At 41.3% G+C, this 15,709-nt stretch carries 14 protein-coding genes; 5 read left to right on the top strand and 9 right to left on the bottom strand.

Features of this window, described 5'->3' with window-relative positions; translation table 11 throughout:
• Positions 1–2,379: RHS repeat domain-containing protein (locus B2X72_RS05490; protein ID WP_414711784.1), on the bottom strand; the 2,379-nt coding region annotated here is incomplete at its 3' end.
• A gap of 110 nt (positions 2,380–2,489) precedes the next feature.
• Between B2X72_RS05490 and B2X72_RS05485 the strand changes: the two genes are divergently transcribed.
• From B2X72_RS05485 to B2X72_RS05465, 5 genes are read left to right on the top strand one after another with little or no spacing between them, the layout of a single operon-like run.
• Complete coding sequence (locus B2X72_RS05485) at positions 2,490–3,740, top strand: hypothetical protein (protein WP_286709415.1); 1,251 nt, start codon at positions 2,490–2,492, stop codon at positions 3,738–3,740.
• Positions 3,730–4,107, top strand: coding sequence for a PilW family protein (locus B2X72_RS05480; RefSeq protein ID WP_286709414.1), 378 nt, complete (start codon positions 3,730–3,732; stop codon positions 4,105–4,107). The genes B2X72_RS05485 and B2X72_RS05480 overlap by 11 nt, the downstream gene beginning before the upstream one ends.
• Entirely contained in the window at positions 4,104–4,598 is a 495-nt protein-coding gene (locus tag B2X72_RS05475) for a PulJ/GspJ family protein (protein ID WP_286709413.1), read from the top strand. Before B2X72_RS05480 ends, B2X72_RS05475 begins: the two co-directional genes overlap by 4 nt.
• A gap of 12 nt (positions 4,599–4,610) precedes the next feature.
• Positions 4,611–5,762: a type II secretion system F family protein gene (locus B2X72_RS05470; protein WP_286709412.1), complete on the top strand. Its 1,152-nt coding sequence runs from the start codon at positions 4,611–4,613 to the stop codon at positions 5,760–5,762.
• A gap of 18 nt (positions 5,763–5,780) precedes the next feature.
• On the top strand, positions 5,781–6,203 hold the full coding sequence (locus B2X72_RS05465) for a hypothetical protein (RefSeq protein ID WP_286709411.1): 423 nt from the start codon (positions 5,781–5,783) through the stop codon (positions 6,201–6,203).
• 636 nt (positions 6,204–6,839) lie between these two features.
• On the opposite strand, the gene B2X72_RS05460 is transcribed toward B2X72_RS05465, so the two are convergent.
• From B2X72_RS05460 to B2X72_RS05425, 8 genes are all read right to left on the bottom strand, one after another.
• Positions 6,840–7,346 (bottom strand): SMI1/KNR4 family protein, encoded by a 507-nt coding sequence (locus B2X72_RS05460; protein WP_286709410.1) that lies wholly within the window; start codon positions 7,344–7,346, stop codon positions 6,840–6,842.
• Positions 7,347–7,360: 14 nt separating this feature from the next.
• Positions 7,361–7,603, bottom strand: a complete 243-nt coding sequence (locus B2X72_RS05455) for an HNH/ENDO VII family nuclease (protein WP_286709409.1) — start codon at positions 7,601–7,603, stop codon at positions 7,361–7,363.
• 27 nt (positions 7,604–7,630) lie between these two features.
• Complete coding sequence (locus B2X72_RS05450) at positions 7,631–8,011, bottom strand: hypothetical protein (RefSeq protein ID WP_286709408.1); 381 nt, start codon at positions 8,009–8,011, stop codon at positions 7,631–7,633.
• Complete coding sequence (locus B2X72_RS05445) at positions 7,980–10,547, bottom strand: RHS repeat domain-containing protein (RefSeq protein ID WP_286848494.1); 2,568 nt, start codon at positions 10,545–10,547, stop codon at positions 7,980–7,982. Before B2X72_RS05445 ends, B2X72_RS05450 begins: the two co-directional genes overlap by 32 nt.
• Before the next feature lie 18 nt (positions 10,548–10,565).
• Positions 10,566–11,432: an IS3 family transposase gene (locus B2X72_RS05440; RefSeq protein ID WP_286709445.1), complete on the bottom strand. Its 867-nt coding sequence runs from the start codon at positions 11,430–11,432 to the stop codon at positions 10,566–10,568.
• Complete coding sequence (locus B2X72_RS05435; protein WP_286709406.1) at positions 11,429–11,758, bottom strand: transposase; 330 nt, start codon at positions 11,756–11,758, stop codon at positions 11,429–11,431. The genes B2X72_RS05440 and B2X72_RS05435 overlap by 4 nt, the downstream gene beginning before the upstream one ends.
• Positions 11,759–11,783: 25 nt before the next feature.
• Positions 11,784–13,448 (bottom strand): DUF6443 domain-containing protein, encoded by a 1,665-nt coding sequence (locus B2X72_RS05430; RefSeq protein WP_286709405.1) that lies wholly within the window; start codon positions 13,446–13,448, stop codon positions 11,784–11,786.
• A gap of 12 nt (positions 13,449–13,460) precedes the next feature.
• On the bottom strand, positions 13,461–15,709 hold a 2,249-nt coding region (locus B2X72_RS05425), incomplete at its 5' end, for a hypothetical protein (protein ID WP_286848492.1).

The following is a 15,709-nucleotide window of genomic DNA, read 5'->3' as shown; positions in this document are numbered from 1 at the left end:
ATATGGGTTAACAAATTGACTTGCCGGATCTGTAACAGACCAGCGCCCAAGGGCCGGGTCGTACATTCGGGCACCATGATCATACCAATTTAACCCACCTTGGTCATAAAGCTCTTTTCCTGAATAAAGATATTTACTTTTTTCTCCAGATACATAAGAAAGATGCAAATTATTGACCGCGTCGCCATACATGGCTAGACCATATGGGTAATCGCTATTTTGCTGGATCACCTTGGCAACAGGCTGGTTCGGATTTGTCAGATCAGCTGTAAAGGTAACGCGCGCATTTCCTAAATGATCGGTGATATCATATTCATAGCTGTAACTCGTTCCAGTTTTACGTGCTCGTCCTTCATCGGTTTGAATAAAAGCAATCTGTCCTTGCTCATATTGGATACCTCCGATATAGTCTATCGTATATACAGCAGCATCTTTTGTGTATTTGGATTGAAGTTTCCTTCCTGTACGATCATACAGAAATTCTAGTTTGTGGTTTGTACCAAATGTAATCTGCTGAACCAAATTACGTTCATTATAGATGATCGTAGTTCCTTTGTTCAGATCGGTTATCATATTTCCATTTAGGTCATACAGGTGCTCCTCAGCGACCTTTTGCTTATCATCATAACCGAGCGTCTTATTCGCTGCTGTACTCAGATCGTCGATCTTCTTAGTGCGGTAACCGTCGTAAGTATAAGCTAGATTATCGATCTCCTGGACAGCACCGCTTGTAAACGCATTCCGTTTTAATGTGATGATATTCCCATCCCTATCATAGGTAACAGTCTCATTATGTGAATTGTCCACCACTCCGTTTTTCTCCGAAATAGCAGAGGTTAAGCGATCTAGTACATCATATCGGTATTGATAGCCCATTTTTGGTGGGGCAACAGTTTGAACAGTCGGGACCTGGCTGGTCTTCCAACGCATAGCCGCAATGTTTCCATTGTACTGCGGAGCAACCGGATCATCGTGATAACTTAGCTTAAGACCAAACAGATCAGGACCACTATTGCTGTCTCCGTCGTTTGAAACAGAGGTGACCAAAAGATCAGGATCATTTATCGAGATCAGCGAACCGCTTTCGTTGTATCTATAATCTAAACTCTGCAGAAAACTCGTGGTCCCGGACTTTTGATGAAGTCTTACATCGATTACCTGTCCCAATTCATTGTAGACAGTTTGTCTAAGCAACACCTCGGCATCTGCACCAATCTTTGAATAAAGATTGATTTCACGACCATGATGGTCATACTCATAACGGTTGGCTATAACCAAACTTCCCACACTACTACTATGTGTTCGCGCTACCTTACTTACCTGACCGGTAAAAAGATATTCTGTATCAACAATGTCTTTACCTGCTAGATGATGTCCCAATTGCGATTGGATGACCCGCCCGTTCTCATCATAAAAGAGTACGGACCATAGTTCAGTTGTCCCATTTGGTAGCCATGTTTTGGTGGCGGTCAATTTATCGTAAGTCTGCTTGCTACTTCCTGCAGGATTACCCGCATAACTTTGGTAAGCATATCCCGATGGAATCCCCGGTATAGTATAGTCATCGTAGTAGTTGATGAGATTATATCGCGTTATCGTTTGAGGCCAGGAAACTGTTGTATAGCCGTTTCCTGTTGTAGTCTTTTCTTCCCAAAGTTTTGCCTGCTGGTCGACAAGAGTCTGTAGATCATTTCTTGATATAGCCGTGTTATTATTATTCCAAACACCTTTAATAATGACTCGTCCTAAGCCATCGTATTTGGTAACAAACCATTCCTTACGCAAACGGTCATTACCATCCTGGATAGCTACGACCTGATTAAGGGAATTATAGACACTATATTGCCAATCAATCCCCGGTTTCTTTATCGCTATCGGTCTACCCTTCGCATCGTACCTATATTGATAGCATAATTTATCCAGTATGTCCTGCGTAATGACATTACCAGATATATTTACAGCATTGTCCGGTAGAGCACCCGGAGGTAGGGTGTAGCAAAGATTACCAAAATCATCATAAACGTAATATGTCGATAATATCTCAATATTTCCACTGGAATTTTTGTTGAATGTTCTTTTTAGGACTTCCTGCCCCTGAATATTGGTGTAGACTTCCTGTGTACGGGCGCGACCATCAGATGCACTCCAATTAGCATCTTTTGTTACTTTTACATACAACTCATTGACATTATAATACAGATCAGAACCGGCCAAGCTATGGACTAAGGTATAGTTACCGCCGGCATCAATACTTACGTTATACAAAACAGCTAACCCTAAGAGGGTAAATTGCATGGCAGCATAGAGAACCAAACAAGCGGTGTCATTAGTTACCAATACTTTGATCTGGGCAAGGAAATTTCCAAAGAAGCTTTCCAAAATAACAATATCTTCCGCAAGACTGGAAAGCTGATCGGTGACCAGATCAATAAATGGTTTAAAAAGAAAGAGAATCAGCCCGAACCTGTAACACCCTAATTCCTAAAACTATGCTCAAGGCGGCAGCATTATATCTGGTGTTGGTCATTTCCCTTATCGTGTCGGTACTTTTGGGGAGTTTGATCTATCTTGCTTTCTTTTTTCGGGATCAAGATGCCCGTTTTAATCGTAAAGAACAGCTGAGACAGCAGATTGATGCCGGATTTAGTCTGGTTACCTCCACCAATTTTCTCTACGCCCTGGATACCGCACTGACCAATATCACCCAGCAGGGAGATTCGGTCTATCTATCGAGATACGAATGGGGACTTTATGATATTGCCGTCGTCCGCGCACATATGCAACGCGATTCCCTCATGAAGACTGCTTTATTAGGTACGGCGCCCACAGACTCAACAGTACTCTATATCACAGATGAAGATCGGCCAGTTTCTGTAAGTGGTGAAACGGTTATTAAAGGAACAGCATTCATCCCCAAATCTGGGGTCAGGCCATCTTATGTTGATGGGGAATATTTTAAAGGCAATGAGAAGATCGTTGAAGGAAAGAGTAAAGACAGCGACCGGCAAATGCAGGCACTGAACACCAAGCGCCTGACAGCGCTGCAAGCCTTGCTCAAACAAGACAGTCTGAAGGGCGAAATCATGCCTATAGGTACCACAAATAAAAACCCTTTCCATCAGCGAACACTACATTACCATCTACGTGCAGGCCAGGGACAGATGAGCGATAGTCTGATGGGTAATATTCAATTACTATCGGACACCACAATTGTCATTCCCGCCACAGCTTTTTTACAAGATATTTTGGTGATCGCGCCATGCATACGGATCGAAAAAGGATTTAAAGGCGCTGCGCAGTTCTTTGCCACCGACTCATTGATATTGGAAGATAATGTTTCCCTACAGTATCCATCGACCGCAGCAGTAATCGGCGGAGAAGGCAAAAGCACAAGCTTAAGAATAGGCAACAATTGCAATATCGCAGGAACTGTTCTCTTATACGAGCCCAAACGCTCCGATATGCCATCGGCGGCAAGCCTCGGAAAAGACTGCAAGATCCTGGGGGATCTTATTGTCTATGGTCTTTTAGACTACAGCAAAGGATTAGAAGTAGTAGGCTGCACAGCCTGTTACCGCTTTCTCTACAAAAGTCCTTCATCTATGTACGAGAATTTTTTGGTCAATATTAAATTTGACCGCAGCAAGCTACCCCCCCATTTCCTGACCTCCTATTTATTGATCGCCGATCAAAAAAAACAGGTCAATAAACCTTTAAAGTGGTATAGCTATGGGAGTTAACATTCTTCGGATCAAAGCCTCCACCCTTGTGGAAACACTTGTATCCATGGTGATTATCCTGATCGTCTTCGGCATAGGCATGCTTATTTTTGTCAACCTGACCAAAGCTTCCAGAAGTGAAACACGAAAGAGCACAACGGAGCAGATGATGCTTTGGAGCCGTCAACTGGAAGCCAATGGATTTGATGGCGACACCGAGGGGGAAAGCTTGCAGGATAGTATAAAATTGAGCTACCAGCTCCAAGAAGCTGAAGGGTATCCCGACCGCCTGCGCTTGGCCGTTTATGCAATCTCCGAGGAAGGAAAGGTAATCGATAGCCTGATACGCTATATTGAAAATAAAACAGCCGAAGGAGGTCAACAATGAGAAAACAAAAGTTAAAGGCTTTTACCCTCATGGAACTCACCATTGCCATGCTGATTTCAGCCATCAGTATCGGTATGGCTTTCTATATGTTTCAATATTTTCAACAGCTCTTCCTACGGCAGCAAAAGCAACGACAGGAGCGTTTCTCCTACAGCCTCTTCAAACATCTGCTGGAACAGGACATTGGTAGATCGGTTTGGTTAAAAACAAGCGAAAATAGTCTGATCTGCGAAAATGAATCCGGAAATATCAGTTATGAGTTTGCACCTAAATTCATTGTGAGAAATCAAAACACCGTAGAAAAAGATACTTTTTTGATCCAAACTGTCAACCTGGATATGACGCCAAGGATACAGCATCTTCCATCGGAAGAACTGACGGATCATATTAACCTGAATATCCGGTTTGAAAATAAAGAACATCAATTTGATTACCATAAGATCTATTCGGCTCAGCAACTTTTACAGCTTGAATCGGAGATCACTAATTAATGTATTTCGTCTATGCCTTCAATTGATATCTCAAAATATAAGAAAAAGCCTGAACAGCCTACTTCCCCTAAGAAAAAAGAAGGATCTGGCGATATTTTGGCCTTTCTGAACAAAGACATCAGCTTTGGAAACGGCCAGCTTCCCGACAAGAAAAAAGAAGAGTTCTATGTCGAATTCAGTACCCTGCTCTTATCGGGTGTTGACCTCAAGACTGCATTTGATCTTGTTCTTTTGGATCAGAAAAATAACAAGGACAACAAATTGTTCCAAGAAATCAAGAGCAATGTCCTTGTGGGCGACAGCCTATCAGATGCCATCCGTAAAAGCGGAAAATTCAGCAATTACGAATTTTTCAGTTTACGGATTGGAGAAGAGACCGGAAAACTTGGCGAGGTCATGAAAGAATTGGCCTCTTTCTACAAAAGCAAGATTGGGCAGCGCCGTAAAATTATTTCGGCACTCACCTATCCCATCATTGTCTTAAGCACATCGATGGGCGCAGTACTGTTTATGCTCAAGTTTGTGGTACCGATGTTTTCCGATATTTTCAAACGTTTCGGCGGCGAGCTACCGGCCATTACGGCCTTTATTTTAAAAGTCTCCCAATTTATGGACCGTACGTTCTGGTGGGGTGTATTAGTCCTTATTGGTCTTATTGTAGTTATCCGTTTCAACCAAAGGCAGCTGTGGTGGCGCAAGTGGTCATCCAAGATAATGTTAAGGCTTCCCTTATTTGGCGATATTATCAGAAAGGTGCATTTAGCGCGTTTCGCGAATACCATGCGTCTATTGGTCAGCACCAACACGCCGCTGTTGCAATCTATCCAGCTGGTGCAGCAAATGACCGATTTTTATCCCATAGCACATTCTTTGGAGGGGGCCGAGAAGGAAATTTTACAGGGCGAATCCCTGCATGCTGCACTTTCCAAATACCCTTTTTATCCAGCCAAAACGGTACAATTGATCCGTGTTGGGGAAGAGGTGAACCGGTTGGATTTTTTCTTTGAAAAGATAGCAACCCAGCTGACGGAAGAAGTCGAATACAAGACCTCTACGCTATCCAGTTTGTTGGAACCTTTTATTATTATCTTCTTGGGCTTGGTCGTTGGATTGATCCTCATCGCTATGTACTTGCCGATGTTCCAAATGAGTAATAGTTTTTAACCAAAATAAGTATATTTTATGAATAAGTTTATTTTTTCAATTATCCTACTCCTATTGGGATATAGCTATTGTGCCAAAGCGCAAAATGCGAATGATTATTTCCAGACTACAGTTACTTTTCCTGCAGATTTCAAGGTTGGCGATTTTATTGAATTCGCTTCAGCCAAACCAATCGCAGTAGGTGCGTCAGGTTATTATGAAGTTTCAATAGCTTACACCAGGGGTAACGTAGCGTCTGCGGCCACACATATCGTTTCTTCTACACACTCCAATCCTACGAGATGGCTTGAAGCTGGTCGAATAAATAATAACGTATATACATCTGGAGGTCTGAATTTTACGATTGATCATAATACGGGTACAAAAGCATTTCGCATTAGAGCAACTAATACTTTAGGAGTAGCGACACCTTTGGCTGTAGACGTAAAAATTCGTTCCTAAAATTTCTTTATGATGCCTTGATCTTTACACGAGAGTGCAAAATGATTAGTGATGAATTTGGTCCCCATGTTCTAATCGCAGACAGAACCGCTTATTTCGCCAGTCTATGATTTATTCCAACATTTGGTTTACACGAATGGAAGAAAAGGAGAAGAGTCCTATTGAGTTTGACTTGTTGCTAGTTGTAATATAGCTGTTGTATCCAGTGTTAAATTAATAGAACATTTTTATTTTTGAACATGGCACAAATCAAATCAAGCGAAAAGAATATCTTAAACGTCATGCTTTTTAAGATCGGTACGTCCAGAAAAACAGAACTTTGCGCCTATTTTTCTGGGCCATAGAGACCGATCTAACCTTTTCTACCGTCCAAACCGATTGCCAAAATGTTATAAATATCCCTTGATTTGACAGTTCTATTCTAGAGGACTTTAATGTGCATGCAATCTAGAAATACAACGGCATGAACGGCTTCAGGAGGCTTACCTCGCCACTAATTTACTGCCGGGAGCGCACTTTCGTTAATACGTGATATTTCAGTCGCAGAGATCTCGCTGATTAACTCGTCAAAGCCCCGTGTACTCATTCCTTTTGCATAAATGCATGAACAGAAAAGATTATTAGGTATTCCTTCGACTACTTAGAAGTTCCATCATAATTATAATTTTCCAAATTCCATTCTAGCATTACTTCCTCTATCCAACTTAAAAAACTACCATTACACTCCTCAACATCCTTTATTCTTGGATAATCATAATCCCACTGCCAAAAAACTATTGGGCAAACACCATCTATTATCTTAGTAAGATTAAGACAATAATGATTACCTCTTCCATCTGGGGAAAAAGGCAAAAATTCTCTAGACATTTTATTATCTGCTATATTGTGCTCAAATTCATATATTTTTTCTAAAGAGTTGCCCCTGAAAGCTGCATCAAACCCATAAATTTCTGTTCCTATTAACGTAATTCCATTATGTTTCTTAAGAACATATTTAAAGTCAATGGGTAATTTATAATCCAATGCGTCTTCTAACATTTCCAATCTATTATCTTTTATTGGATTACCAAAATTGATAATATCGTCAGAAAACCTATACAACTCTCTTAGTACCCGTTCACACTCGTTTTCAATTATATTCATAATTTATTTACTTTTTAAGTCTGGAAACTCTGCTTTCCAATATTGCGGTCTATCTTTGTTAAATTGCCTACGCTGCTCTTTTGTAAGCGGCTTTTGACCTGAGGGTGATTTTTTCTATAATTTTCACCTCTACGATGGTCATCTCTGTGCATTTCTTTATAAGGACCATCTGGATTTTGTCCTTCATGATGAATCTCAATAGATGTACCATCTTCTTTAAATGTCGAAGCATCACCTGTTTTTTTAGGTGGATACAATAATTTTCTATCTGAACCTTAAATTCATCATTCGCGTTCAGAATAGGGAAAGAGTTTATCACTTATCTTAAAAATATAGTCGGAATTTAACAACCAATCAACCTCCTCAATGACCTCTTCTGTAATCCCATTTTCATTTATCAGTGATTCTATATTTTCAATTTTATCTATAAATAGAATTCTCATTCCCAGTTCATTTAACCCTTTTTCTATAATGTCGGGCACCTCATTTATTCTATCACAAATAACCAAAATATTTCCCCAAGCACCGATATATTGTTCTTCTAATTCCCCCTCAAAGTCGAGAAGCTCATGAAACATGTTACCCTTTCCTGCTTCGATGTCGACTAAAGCAAGCCAAACAGATTTATACATTTTATTTATTTCTTTTAGTTGATCGATCTTCATAATGAATATTATCTTTACCCCCTTGTTTCTCACCATCCCGAGTTGAATGATAGTGAGTTTTTTGCCCACTATCACTAGAATGTTTTACAGGTTTAGTATTCGATTTAGGATTATTTTTAGCTGCGTCCATCGCTCTCTTATTATTTGCCTTGGATACGTTATGAACCTTCGGTTTACCAGATGGACCGATTTGGGAGTTTGGCACACCTTTATCCCTTGATTTCTCCAAATTTTGTGATTTTTCCGCTGTTACTCTACCTTTTTTAGTGGCAAAATTAGTCATTGAATTTTTAAGCGTGCCAACTCCTATTACAACTTCTGCTGATCCTGCTGCCGCAACTGGTAAACTTACGATACTAGCGGTTCCTCCTGATCCAACAGTAACCACAACTCCCGCCGCAATATTCTTAGCTCCATCAATCGTCATTAAAGCACCAACCCCAGCACTTATAATGTCGCCAGCATCTTGCCCAAGGTTATAATCCGAAGCACTATTATAGGACGTTCTCTTTCGATTATCGAGTGCTCCTTGTGTCATATTATCAGCTACGGCTACAGCGGCACCTTTGATAATATCCCACCAGTCTTCACCATTCGGGTCAATCCTTTTAACCGGATTATCTCCCACATAATTGTAAGGTGTATGACTATCAAATTTCTCCGCTAATGGATCCACTACATTCCACCGTCCAATTTCAGCATCATAGAACCTGGCCCCATAATCCAATTGCCCCTCCAATATATAAGAACTTCCCAAAGTATGCGTACCGCCATTTAGGTCAGCCTGCATCTCTTTGCCATTATAAAGATACTTATTATCGATACTCGTTGCAATACTCTTCGTCTTTCCAAATGGATAATAATCCTGCTTTTGCATTACTGCCGCAGTTGGCACCGTAGCTGTACCTCCTTTTTTCAATACTACACGTACATTACCCAAGTGGTCCGTCAGATTATAATAATAGCTATATGCCCCCGAACTGTTCAACAGAAAACCATCCTCGGTACCAATTCGCTCAATGACCGGACTACCCGTTCCTGTCTTACTGTATTCTATCCCGCTGATATAATCCCGTTGTGTCTTGATTCCGCCCACATCTGACAGACGGCTTAATTTTGTCCCAAGAGCATCATAGGTATAGGCTATATTCTTTCCTCCTCCAATAACGGTTTTCGGAAGGTTCAGCTGGTTGTAGGTCAACAGCATACCTGTACGGTCTTTGGTTGCATTACCGTTCTGGTCGTAGGTAAACGATCCTGTCAGACCACCGGACAATGTATTCAACCGATTACTCTTGTCGCTATTGTTACATCCATACGTAATCATTGTACCATTGTCCCGGATCAGTGTTCTGATATTGCCCATATCGTCATAGGTCATTGCCTCACTCATCACTGTTCCCGTACTCACACCGTTCTTCAACCTGTTCAGGGCATCATAACTATAATTAAAAGTACTGTTTGTGGTAGCGGCATATCCCCACAGCTGCTGTGCGATATTGCCATTGTACTGTGCATTTGCAAGAACTGTGGTACCGTTGACATTATAGTTCAGTAATGAGGTGAACTGTGCCGAACTGGCTTTGGTCTGCCAGCCACGTTCGTTGTAGGCATAAGCTATGCTGGTCATAAAATTACCACCGCCATTCTCACTGTGAAGCGATTTGGTTGTAAGCTGGCCGATCTCGTTATAGCCCAATTTACTCTGGATAATCTCGGTTTGGCTGTTCACCTTTTTTCTGACCTGGACCAAACGTCCCTGATGGTCATAATCATTGCCCGTTGAAAGGGTAACGGCCGTCCCTGTGGACGGTGTGTGTACCCTGGTACTCTTAACCAGTTGATCCGAAAAATTGTATTCATTGGTGACGATATCGGTGCCATCAAGATGGTTTGTGCTACTCACTTTCACAATACGGCCCTGATCATCGTAATCATTGACAGTCCATAACCACTTTGCAGGACTTGAATCCAGTACAAGCAACTTATTGGCAACCAGAAGGCTCTGTGTCCGGATACTATAGGTGCTATGATCCGTAAAGGGTAAACCCGGTATGGAAGTATAATTATCATAGTAGTTGACTGCCTGAACTGTAATATTGCCTGTATTTTGTGGCATCGTATTGTTGGTATATCCTTCCATAGCCGATCCGCGCTGTTCCCAAAGGGGGCCTGTAAAGGATGACAGTGATGACTGTAGGCTGCTTTGGTCATCACCGGTGTGCCCTTTCTCTATTCCGGTCAATATTACTCTTCCCTGAGCGTCATATTTGGTAAAACTCCATTCCCCACGTGCTACCTGTTCAGCGTCACGTGTGAACACCACCTGGTCATTATTGTTATACACATAATACTCCCAGCCTTTTCCCGGTATTTTTTTCCTGACAACCCGTTTTCGCGCATCGTACTTATAAGCATAAATAAGCTCAAAAAAATCTCCGCTAACCGTTTCCGAAAATGTGGTACCCGTAAATCCTGGCGGCAGTACATAGCGAAGATCTCCAAAATCATCATAAACATAATATTGGAATTGCAATAGTAAATCGGAGACTTTTTAAGCAGCTTTTTCCATTTCCAATTCTAGCTCACCAGGTGTCTTATACCCAATTGCTGAATGTAATCTGCCTTTATTATACCAACCCTCAATATACCTAAACACACATAACTTAGCCTCTTGCCTGGTTTTAAAGTTGTAACGGTTGAATTTTTCACTTTTAGCCGTTTTGAAAAAGCTTTCCATTGCACTATTGTCCCAACAGTTACCCTTTCTGCTCATACTTTGAACAACATCGATCTTTAATGCTTTTAACTTGTCTTTAAAGTCATTGCACGCATACTGAACACCTCTATCTGAATGAAATATTAAACCATTTTCTACTTTTCTGGCTTTTAGAGCCCTCTCTAATGCCGCAAGAGAGGTTTGCTCTGCTGACATTCCTTCACTAAGTGTCCATCCAATAATTTTTCTATCAGCGAGATCCATTACAGCTGTGAGATATAACCAACCCTCACCTGTTTTCAGATAAGTAATATCGCTTACCCATTTAGTGCCTATCTGATCGGCATGAAAGTCCCTGTTCAGAATATTATCACATACCGGGAATTTATGTTTCGAATCTGTTGTTGATATCTTCCATTTCTTGCGGATGATATTCTGGATACCTTCCTTTCTCATTATCCGCGCTACACATGGGCGTGAAATCTGTATACCCTGTCGTTGTAGATCCTTGGTAATCCTTGGACTGCCATATGTACTGTCACTGGAGTCATAGCTGGCCTTTATTTTTTTTAGAAGGTCTTTCCTTGCCTTGATTTTGGAGATATCCTGATCTCTATTCTGCCAATCATAATAACCGCTACTGCTCACTTGCATTACTTTGCACATCTTCCCAACCGAAAAATTATCCTTATGATCTGCTATAAAGCTATATCGTTCCGGTCTCCCTTGGAGAAGATGCTGATGGCCTTTTTTAAAATATCTCTTTCAATTGTGGCATCTTTTAATGCCTTTCTCAACAACTTGTTTTCCTGTTCTAGATTCCTGCTAGTGTCACTGGAATTGAGATCAATTCTCAGATTCAACTCATCAATACGTGAATTGAACCTGGAATCCCTTCGCCACTTACCCAGCATAGACTCATTTATACCCAGCTCTTTCGCTGCTGATGCTGCTGTCCCTTTTACGTACGACAGTTCTACTGCCATGATTTTAAATTCTGAATCAAAAAAACGTGGTCGCTTACCCATGCCTCAAATTTAATTGTTAACTCTTTTAGTTGTAAATTTTTCCTTTAAAAAAGTCTCCGGTCAAATGTAGCAACTCCAGCTCTCCAGGAAAAGTATAGATATTGGTCACATAATCCGTCCCATCGAGATGGTTCTTTGAGGCACTCTGGATCACCCGCCCGTAATCATCGTAATACATTACCGTCAGCAGCGGCTGGGCACCGTCTGTCCGATAGACTTTAGTACCCGTCTGCAGTGACTTGATCTTAGTACTCTTTGTGATCCCGCTCGCAGGAAGTGTAGTCGCTCCGGCAAAGGTATAGTCATCGTAGTAATTGACCTGTAATATGGTCAAATTATCCGTATTCTGCGGGATGGTATTGTTCGTATACCCTTCCATCACACTGCCCCGATCTTCCCACATAGGCCCTGTAAAGTCGGCCAAAGCCTGCTGCAGATAATCATGATTATCGCCGACGTGGCCTCTCTCAACACCGGTCATCACCACACGGCCGAATGCATCATATTTCGTAAAGCTCCACTCCTCACGCTTGAGCTGCTCGGCATCACGTGTGAATACCACCTGGTCATTCTTGTTGTAAACAAGGTATTCCCAGCCTTTGCCGGGAATCTTCTTCTTGATCACTCGCCGACGTCCGTCGTATTTATAGGCATAAACATAGTTGTCAAAATTTGCAAATGTCGCATCAGTAGAAAGCTCACTAACACTCGTTCCCGTCACTGCAGGAGGGATTACATAACGCAGGTCTCCAAAGTCATCGTAAACATAATAGGTATTCAGCGCTTTGCTCTCGTTCTCCCACACCCGCTTGAGAACAACACGTCCCTCAAAATCTTTATACTCGTCCACCGATCCACTGCGATCGGTCGTATTGACAGTATTCTCATCCCGGGTGGTGGTACGGTAGAGTTTTCCCGCTGAGTAGTTCGTCGTACCGCTGGCTCCGCTCGCCGTTACCGTCCATAGCTTTACAACATCAAGTCCCGTAGCCGTATTGGTACCATAACCTGTTTTTACTGTATGTCCGGTACCCAAGACTGCCAATGGCTGCCAGGCTGCACCCGGAGCACCCTGTTCCAGTACGCGGTTCAGCGGACTGTTTTCAAAAACGGTAACCGCATAGGGATTCGGCGTCTTCACCGCTGCCGCATCCCAGCCTACCCCATCTTTGTAAAAATCCGACTGTGTCGATTTTGCTGAAGCCCGGAAACTACCATTGCCTGACTTCTCGCCATAGGGCAGATATTTCGTCGACTCACGACCAAATCCGTCATATTCAATATGCTGGACGATATCCTTATACGTTGGACTGGCCATCAGCTGCACCGTTTGGCTAGGCCTTCCTAGACCATCAAAGTACTGGATACTCTGATTCTCATCTCCGATTGTACGCTGCGCATTCAATGTAGCAAGTGTAACACCTGGACTACGGAACGTTTTGGTCATTATATAATTCTGTCCGGCTGTAGGAGTACTCACAAGATTCTGAAAGCCCACAATACTGATCGTAACAGTTTTGCCTGCCGCGGGGGCAGGAATATAAAAGCCATTGGTAAGCGTAATGCTCCTGAGAGCCTGGATATTGATCTGGTTGCTATAGGAACTCAGCGAGGTATCCTGCGGGAGCCGCTGTCCCTGTACTGCAACAAACCCGAATAAGGATATCAGTGTTAAAAAGTTCTTTTTCATAATCAATTAGGCTTAGTTGGAACGGTAATGGTAATCAAAAGACCTGTTTACATGGTTCAGGTGGTCAAGGACCGCCTGCAGACGCTGCATACCGTCGTAGGTATAGGTTTCCTTTATTCCACGGCCATCAGTCTTACTGGTCATACCAACCAAGGGTTTATAGGTATACGTTGTCACCATCGCTTTAGCCAGTCTGGAATCACTGCGGAGCTTATCTGATGCTGCCTTGATCAGGCTCTCCATTGTCGCTTCAGTCTGACTAATGCTGTTCAGGTTGTCAATTGTAGCTTGGGTAAGCACAGACACAACTTCAGCATAGGTCGCATTCTTGATTTCAGTAATTGGATATTGGCCACCGTAACCCCAAAGATAAACCGTGATAGCATCATCTAACTTTTTTAGCTCCTGGGGCTTACTATAATTGTTATAGGATATAATTTCATAATCTTTCGCATAACGACTATCTGAGGAGAAAGTAGATAATGTTCCGGTTGGCGGTTCAACTCCTAAAACACGATTACTAAATTTAAACAATGACAATGCAACAGGCTGGCTAAGCTTAAGTTTTGATACCGTTTGAAGTAAACTATTTGAATTATATATATTGATAATTCCTGCAACTACTTTTCCATCAATCGTAGACACTTTCTCAAGAAAAGGTGATCTTACATTTCTACTAATCAGATTATCAATCCATGCAACACCCGATAAATAATTAGCGGGATAAACAAATATATCCTTCCGATTTCTTCCATCACTGGTTGACAAGGTTTGACTCATCAATTGCTGATCATTATTATAACTATAGATCGCGCTTTCTTCCAGGGGCGCCGTACCATCAAACGTTTCGGTTTTCTTACTCACCAATGTACTGCTACAGCCATAGAGGCTGGAGGTTCCATAACTGAAATAGGAATCTAAACCACTAAAAGAATAAACTTCATCATATTCAGTTGACTCTCCCTCAAGAAATAGTCTAACTTTTAAACTGTTGTATGCAGGTGTTAATATCTGTTGATAATTATATGTTTCCCGTTTAACAGGAGTAAGAATTGAATTTTCATACTTAAAATCTGTTTTCTTAAGCAAATTAATCTCCTTTCCTAAATAGTTTGTACTTACAAAAAAATCCGGGAATTGACGTGGAGACGTTTCCAGCTCCATCGTTGAACACATCAGCCCATTAGAGCCCATGTAATTTGAGGAAAAAAATATCCTTCCCACCGATTTATAAGGAGCCCCACCCCCAAAAGTAGAAAACGAATACCGCTGAAATGTGCTGTACTCAAATTGTGCGGCACCTTTGTAGGATTGATTGACATAATAATTTTCGGTGACCTTGGAATATCTAACAGGAGATTCCTCATTGTAAACCTTTTGAAGATCTGAAGAAAGTTTATCATTAAATTGCATTGACCTACCTAACCATCTTTGCGTATAAGGAGGGCGTACAAATCCATAAACAGATTCTTTGACATAATATTGTTGGTTAGCAATGTCATATTCTATATGGGAACCTTCATAGGAATATACGATGGAATCCCGTAAATTACCTTCTCCATTAGATAGATATTTTAAGCGAATACCTATCCTCTTATTATCGTGGAGGGAACTTTCGTATCCCATCCTCAAAACACCTCCTGTTGGAAACTGGACAGTATTCAACGAAAATGCGATTGCGGAATCGTCAGTAACGGTTCTATCTCTATTATAGTCAGTCAATAAAGCATCCAGGCTGTTGGTAAACATATTTGTAAATGAGCCTGAAAAATCGCAATACAGGCTATACCAAAATCGTGGAATATTTGTTGAAGGAGGTACACTTCCATATAATAACTTATAATAGCCCCAATAATCAGGAATAGATGAAGCTATTATGCTCGCATATTCGCTTTCTCTATTATAACTGAGAATATAACCTTGACCTTGCTGAACTGAGTTACCATCAAATATTTTAGCCGTTTTTAAAAATGATCCATTTCGTCCCAATATCATTTTACGCAAAAGACTGCTTCTTTGAAATAAGCTAATATAGTCCAGTTTATAATCGCTAGAACTTATTCTCTTCAGCTCAATCTTGATATTATTCGATGTATTTATTTCTTTCAAATAATATGTACCATAATACGGGCTATTACTAAAGCCTGCCGATATTGAGGAAGATTGATTATAACTCATGGATCTGTATGAAACATAGTTGCTCCTAATATTTTTCGGATAAACATTATATTTATCATAACTGAATCTAATAAAATTATTAT

The organism is Sphingobacterium sp. UBA7253, from assembly GCF_002472745.1.
In the GTDB taxonomy this organism is placed as follows: Bacteria; Bacteroidota; Bacteroidia; order Sphingobacteriales; family Sphingobacteriaceae; genus Sphingobacterium; species Sphingobacterium siyangense.
This window is presented reverse-complemented; position numbering and strand designations above follow the sequence as displayed.

Bases quoted from the DNA above. Each gene is read 5' to 3' on its own strand.
- B2X72_RS05450 (WP_286709408.1), bottom strand. From the start codon at position 8,011: ATGAAGATCGATCAACTAAAAGAAATAAATAAAATGTATAAATCTGTT.
- B2X72_RS05430 (WP_286709405.1), bottom strand. From the start codon at position 13,448: ATGAAAAAGAACTTTTTAACACTGATATCCTTATTCGGGTTTGTTGCA.
- B2X72_RS05485 (WP_286709415.1), top strand. From the start codon at position 2,490: ATGCTCAAGGCGGCAGCATTATATCTGGTGTTGGTCATTTCCCTTATC.
- B2X72_RS05435 (WP_286709406.1), bottom strand. From the start codon at position 11,758: ATGGGTAAGCGACCACGTTTTTTTGATTCAGAATTTAAAATCATGGCA.
- B2X72_RS05465 (WP_286709411.1), top strand. From the start codon at position 5,781: ATGAATAAGTTTATTTTTTCAATTATCCTACTCCTATTGGGATATAGC.
- B2X72_RS05475 (WP_286709413.1), top strand. From the start codon at position 4,104: ATGAGAAAACAAAAGTTAAAGGCTTTTACCCTCATGGAACTCACCATT.
- B2X72_RS05470 (WP_286709412.1), top strand. From the start codon at position 4,611: ATGCCTTCAATTGATATCTCAAAATATAAGAAAAAGCCTGAACAGCCT.
- B2X72_RS05480 (WP_286709414.1), top strand. From the start codon at position 3,730: ATGGGAGTTAACATTCTTCGGATCAAAGCCTCCACCCTTGTGGAAACA.
- B2X72_RS05460 (WP_286709410.1), bottom strand. From the start codon at position 7,346: ATGAATATAATTGAAAACGAGTGTGAACGGGTACTAAGAGAGTTGTAT.